The organism is Candidatus Methylomirabilota bacterium (genome assembly GCA_036005065.1).
Classification (GTDB): domain Bacteria; phylum Methylomirabilota; class Methylomirabilia; order Rokubacteriales; family DASRDR01; genus DASYQW01.
The window spans coordinates 1-5,016 of record DASYQW010000049.1 but is presented as its reverse complement, the minus strand read 5'-3'; the positions used below and the strand labels follow the sequence as shown (position 1 = coordinate 5,016).

5 protein-coding genes are annotated in these 5,016 nt (G+C 72.9%); 4 read left to right on the top strand and 1 reads right to left on the bottom strand.

Going from position 1 to position 5,016, the window contains the following annotated elements:
• On the bottom strand, positions 1-2,400 hold a 2,400-nt coding region (locus VGW35_03185; protein HEV8306648.1), incomplete at its 3' end, for an MASE1 domain-containing protein.
• A gap of 118 nt (positions 2,401-2,518) precedes the next feature.
• Between VGW35_03185 and VGW35_03180 the strand changes: the two genes are divergently transcribed.
• From VGW35_03180 to VGW35_03165, 4 genes are all read left to right on the top strand, one after another.
• Positions 2,519-3,319, top strand: a complete 801-nt coding sequence (locus tag VGW35_03180) for an NUDIX hydrolase (GenBank protein ID HEV8306647.1) — start codon at positions 2,519-2,521, stop codon at positions 3,317-3,319.
• Positions 3,312-4,160, top strand: coding sequence for an MBL fold metallo-hydrolase (locus tag VGW35_03175; GenBank protein ID HEV8306646.1), 849 nt, complete (start codon positions 3,312-3,314; stop codon positions 4,158-4,160). The genes VGW35_03180 and VGW35_03175 overlap by 8 nt, the downstream gene beginning before the upstream one ends.
• Before the next feature lie 162 nt (positions 4,161-4,322).
• Positions 4,323-4,784, top strand: coding sequence for a GspH/FimT family pseudopilin (locus VGW35_03170; protein HEV8306645.1), 462 nt, complete (start codon positions 4,323-4,325; stop codon positions 4,782-4,784).
• 19 nt (positions 4,785-4,803) lie between these two features.
• On the top strand, positions 4,804-5,016 hold a 213-nt coding region (locus tag VGW35_03165), incomplete at its 3' end, for a hypothetical protein (GenBank protein ID HEV8306644.1).

The following is a 5,016-nucleotide window of genomic DNA, read 5'->3' as shown; positions in this document are numbered from 1 at the left end:
CGCCACCACCTGTTGCAAGCGGTGCGCGTCGCCGAACACCGAGCCCGTCGCGGCGTCCAGTACCGCGTCCAGCTGCAGGCCTTTCTCGTCGGCCGCCGGGCGCGCGGCGTCGACGGCCGCGGTGATCACCGACACCAGATCGACGGGCCGCATGTCCAGCTGGAGCTTGCCGGAGATGACGCGCGAGATGTCGAGGAGGTCGTCGATCAGTCGCGCCTGGGCCTTGGCATTCCGGGCGATCGTGTCCATCCCGCGGGCGACCGTGGCCTGATCCGGATGGCGCCGGAGCACTTCGGCCCACCCCACGATCGCGTTGAGGGGCGTTCGCAGCTCGTGCGAGAGCGTCGAGAGGTACTGATCCTTGGCGCGGTTCGCCGCTTCGGCCTCGGCCTGGGCCGCCTCCGCCGCCCGAAACAGGCGCGCGTGGTCGATCGCGGCCGCCGCCCGGCGAGCCAGCTCCTCGGCCAGGGCGAGGTCCGCCGGCCCGTAGCGGCGGCCCGGGCGGGTGAGCAAGAAGGTCACGGCCCCGAGCGTCCGCCCCCCCACCACCAGCGGCACGATCATCGAGGAGGTGGGCACCCCATCCCCACCCTCCGCCGGGGACTCACCGAGTGGGGGAGACACGGCGGGCTTCCCGCTCCGGAGCACGCCATCGACCGCCGGCGGCGGGGCGACGTCGGGTGGCTCGGTGCTCACCGCGGCCTCCGACCCGGCGACCGCCACCCGGGAGAGTCGGCCGTTCTCCTCGATCAGGTCGACGCAGGACGCGTCGGCGAGGAGAGGGATCGTCAGGTGTGCCACACTCTCGAGCGTGGCCCGATAGTCGAGCGAGGAGGCGAGCCGCTTGGACGCCTCGGCCAGAAACGCGGCACGCTCGTGCGCCTGCTCGGCGTCCCGCCGTGCCGCGCTCTCGCGCTCTCTGAGGGCCCGCTCGGTTCGCTGTTGCTCCGCCAGACTGCGCCGGCGCTCGATGAATTGTCCGATCTGGCTGCCGATCGCCGCCGCCAGCTCGAGCAAGTCGTCGTCCGGCCGCTGAATCTCCCGGCTGAAGAATTCCAGGACGCCCAGCACCCGGTCGCCCCGCACGATGGCGAAGCCAAAGGCGCCGTGGAGCCTGGCCCGGGCGGCGACCGGCGCCCGGGGACAGTTGCGGTCGCGCACGACGTCGGGGATCCAGGCGGCCGCGCCGCTGGCCCAGACGCGTCCCGGCAAGCCGCTGCCGCGCCGGAAGCTCGCCCCGCGGGTGACGGCCGCGAACTCGGCGAAGTCCCCCGACGCGCCGTGCCAGACGTCGAGACAGCGCAGGACATTCGCGTCCTCGTCGACGCGCCACAGCGCGCCCAGGTTCCACTCCAGGCTCTCGCCGATGGCGCGCAGGATCCGGGGCGCCGCCTCCTCCAGCGTGCCCGATTCGGCCAGCGCCTGAGTGACCGCGTAGCCCACGACGCGCCGTCGGGCGGCGATCTGGCGCTCGTTCATCACGGCCGCCAGGAGCAAGCCGCTCACCGCCACCACACCCATGAAGATCTGCAACAGGATCAGGCTCTCGTGGACGGTCGTCCCCTTCGCGAAGGGGCCGAACCCGTTGACCGTCCCCCAGATGGCGATGGCGGACGCCACGAAGGTGACCGTCGTGGTGCCCAGTTGCCCGAAGCGCAGGGCGGCCCACATGACGAAGGGAAACACGACGTATTCCAGCGGGTAGCTGCTCGTAATCCGGGTGAAGGGCCCGGCAAAGACGACCAGGCTCACCGCGACGAGCGACGCGATCAAGGCTCCGGCCTCGGCCAGCCGGAAGAGCGGCGGGCGGCGGCCGGCCGTGGCCCAGGTCAGCAGGACCGGGGCCATGACGAGGTCCCCCATCGCGTCGCCGAGCCACCAGACCCACCAGAGCCGGCCGAAGGCCGTCCAGGGCTGGAGCCCGCCCAGCACCAGAGCGGCCGAGCCGAGCGTGGCGCTGACCGTCGTGCTGCCCAGCGCCGCCAGCACGACGAGGCCGAGGGCGTCTTGCAGCCGATCGAGCGACTTCCCGAAGCCGGCCACCCGGTGGAGCAGCCAGGCGCCGGTCACGGCTTCCAGGGTGTTGCCGATCGCGATGCCGACCGCGGTGAGGAGAGGCTCGTGAGCCGTGGCATTCGCGAGAAACGCCCCGAGCCAGATGCCCGGCCACACGCGGTAGCCGAAGAGGAGGATCGCCACCAGGGCGATCCCGGTGGGCGGCCACACCGCCGTCACTTGCTCGGCCACGAAGGCCATCGTGAGGCCGAGCTTGGCCGCGCCGAAGTAGACGGCGGCGATCACGAGCAGGGTCATCCCGTACCGTCCGCCGCGCGGTGTGGCCGCCTCCGGGACGGGCCACCAGCGCGGGGCACGGGAAGACGCGACGTCCGGGACGGCCATCTTGCCTCCTGGGGCCCTCTCCCTGTCCGGCGGGCCGGCCCGGACAACGCCGGGCGCCTCGCCCTTGCGGGATCCGATCCCCATCTGCCCATAATTCTACCGTGTTACACTTTCCTTCGTGCCCGTCGAACCGCGTCCGGCGGCCTCGGTCATCCTGATCCGACCCGGCCGGGCGAGCCCGGTCGAGTGCTACCTGATCCGCCGCGCGGCCGAGATGCGCTTCCTCGGGGGCTATTACGCCTTCCCCGGCGGGAAGGTGGACCTCGCCGATCGCCGGCCGGAGGCGCTGGCCCGGGTCCGCGGGCTGACCGCCGAGGCCGCCACCGCCCGGCTGGGCGACCCCGGCGACGGCGTCCCTGCCCTGGCCTACTGGCTCACGGCCGCGCGTGAGCTCTTCGAGGAGACAGGCCTTCTCCTCGCCGTGGACGCGGCAGATCAGCCCGTGGACGCGCGGGCGCCGGGCGTCGGCGACCGGCTCGAGGCTCACCGGCAGGCCCTCGTGCGTGGCGAGTGGTCGTTCACCGCCGTGCTCGCCGAGGAGGGGTGGGCCGCCGACCTCGGCTCGCTGGCCTATCTCGCCCACTTCATCACGCCGCCCTCGAGTCCGATCCGCTTCTCCGCCCGGTTCTTCCTGAGCCCGCTCCCGCCGGGCCAGAGCCCGCGGCTCATCCTCGAGGAGACGACCGAAGGCGCGTGGGTGTCCCCGGCCGAGGCGCACGCGCGCTTCCGGGCTGGCGAGTGGCCGATGGCCGAGCCGGCCGAGTACGGGATGCAGTATCTCGCCCAGTTCGACGCGTACGAGGCGGTGTGGGCCCACCACGCGGATGGCCGTCACAAGTTCCACGGCATCATCGACCGGCTGGACGCGACCCGCTACGCGCTCCTCGAGTGGAACACCTTCGTCGAGCATCGTGGCTGACTTCCGGCCGCCCGACTTCCCGAAGACCGCGCGCCTGACCGACCGTGTCCGGCGCGTCCTCGGTCTCAATCCGGGGCTCATGACCGGCCCCGGCACCAACACGTACCTGGTCGGGGTGCGCCGGCCGCTCCTGATCGACACCGGAGCCGGGGTGCCCGAGTACGCGCGGCTCCTCGCCGGCTACCTGACGGCGGAGCGCGTCGGGGACATCCCGCGGGCCGTCCTCACCCATCGCCACCGCGACCACATGGGCGGCGTCCCCGACGTCCGCCGGCTGTTTCCGCGCATCCCAGTCGGCAAGCTGGTCGTCAACGACCCGACCCTCCCGGTTCCGATGGAGCCCCTCGCCGACGGAGCGGTCATCGGCGGCGAGGGCGTCACCCTCCGGGCGCTCCACACCCCCGGGCACGCCTCCGATCACCTCTGCTACTACCTGGAAGAAGAGCGCGCCCTCTTCACCGGAGACGTCATCCTCGGCGGGTCGACCACCGTCATCCCGCCCGACGACGGCGACCTCGAGGCCTACCTGGCCTCGCTCCGACGTCTGCTCGACCTCGACGTGCAGCGGATCTATCCGGGCCACGGTCCGGTCCTGGAGCCAGCCCGGCCCGTCATCGAGGGCTACCTCGCCCATCGCCTCGAGCGTGAGGCGCAGATCGTCGCCGCCCTCGGCCGCGGGGCCGAGACGGTGCCCGAGATCGTCGCCCGCGTCTATCAGGACGTGCCTCCGGCCCTCCACCCCGTGGCCCAGCTCTCGGTCCAGTCCCATCTCGTGAAGCTCGAGCGTGAGGGCCGCGTCGAGCGCCGCTCCGGGGACCCACCCCGCTATCGCCTCGCCTGAGCGGCGCCGAATCCAGTCGGCACGCCCCGTACCCACGAGCTGACGGCTCGGCCTGCCACATCGCCCCGCGCACTCGCTGTAACCGCGCGCCGGCGCAGGCCGGAGCGCGCCTCGGCGCGCCCCGCCGCGTCGCTGGCACTGCGGTTGCTCTCGGCCACGGGCATGCGGATCCGGGGGGAACGCGGCGTCACGCTGATCGAGCTGGGCGCCGTGCTCGCCCTGCTGGCGGTCGGCGTCGGCCTCGCCGCCCCGGCCGTCGGGGCGCTCGGTCGCGTCACCGAGACCTTCCGGGCGAACGGCGCGGCGGGAGACCTCTATGCCGCCGTCCACGCAACCCGGGCGCGCGCCCGCGCCACCGGGGTGATGCACGCGCTCGTCATCGAGCGCGATGGTCACGCGTTCCGGATCGTCGAGAATCCCGGCCGACAGGCGCGCACCGTGGTCGGCCCGCATGCCCTGGTGGACGGGGTCGTCAGCTCGGGAAACACCACCATTCGCTTCTCGCCGAAGGGCTTCGCGGTGCCCTTCGGTACGCTCACCGTCCGCGCCGGCGGCGAGGTCCGGCGCGTCATCATCAACATTCTCGGGCGCGTGCGGATCGCCACCGGCGAGCTGCCGCGCTGAGGCCGGAAAGGAGCCTGCCATGTCGACGAGCGACACGCGACGCACACGGAACGGCCGCCAGGACGTCGGGGCCGCCTGGGAGAAGGCCGGCGCCAACGGCCCGTTCCTCGCCATCGAGATCGACGCCGGGGCGCTCCTCGCGGATGCGCTTCTGGCGCTCCTCCGCGGGGACGACCGCGCGACCTATTTTGCCTTCGCCAACGAGAAGAAGCCCGACGGCCGCGAGGGCCAG

Bases quoted from the DNA above. Each gene is read 5' to 3' on its own strand.
- VGW35_03170 (HEV8306645.1), top strand. From the start codon at position 4,323: ATGCGGATCCGGGGGGAACGCGGCGTCACGCTGATCGAGCTGGGCGCC.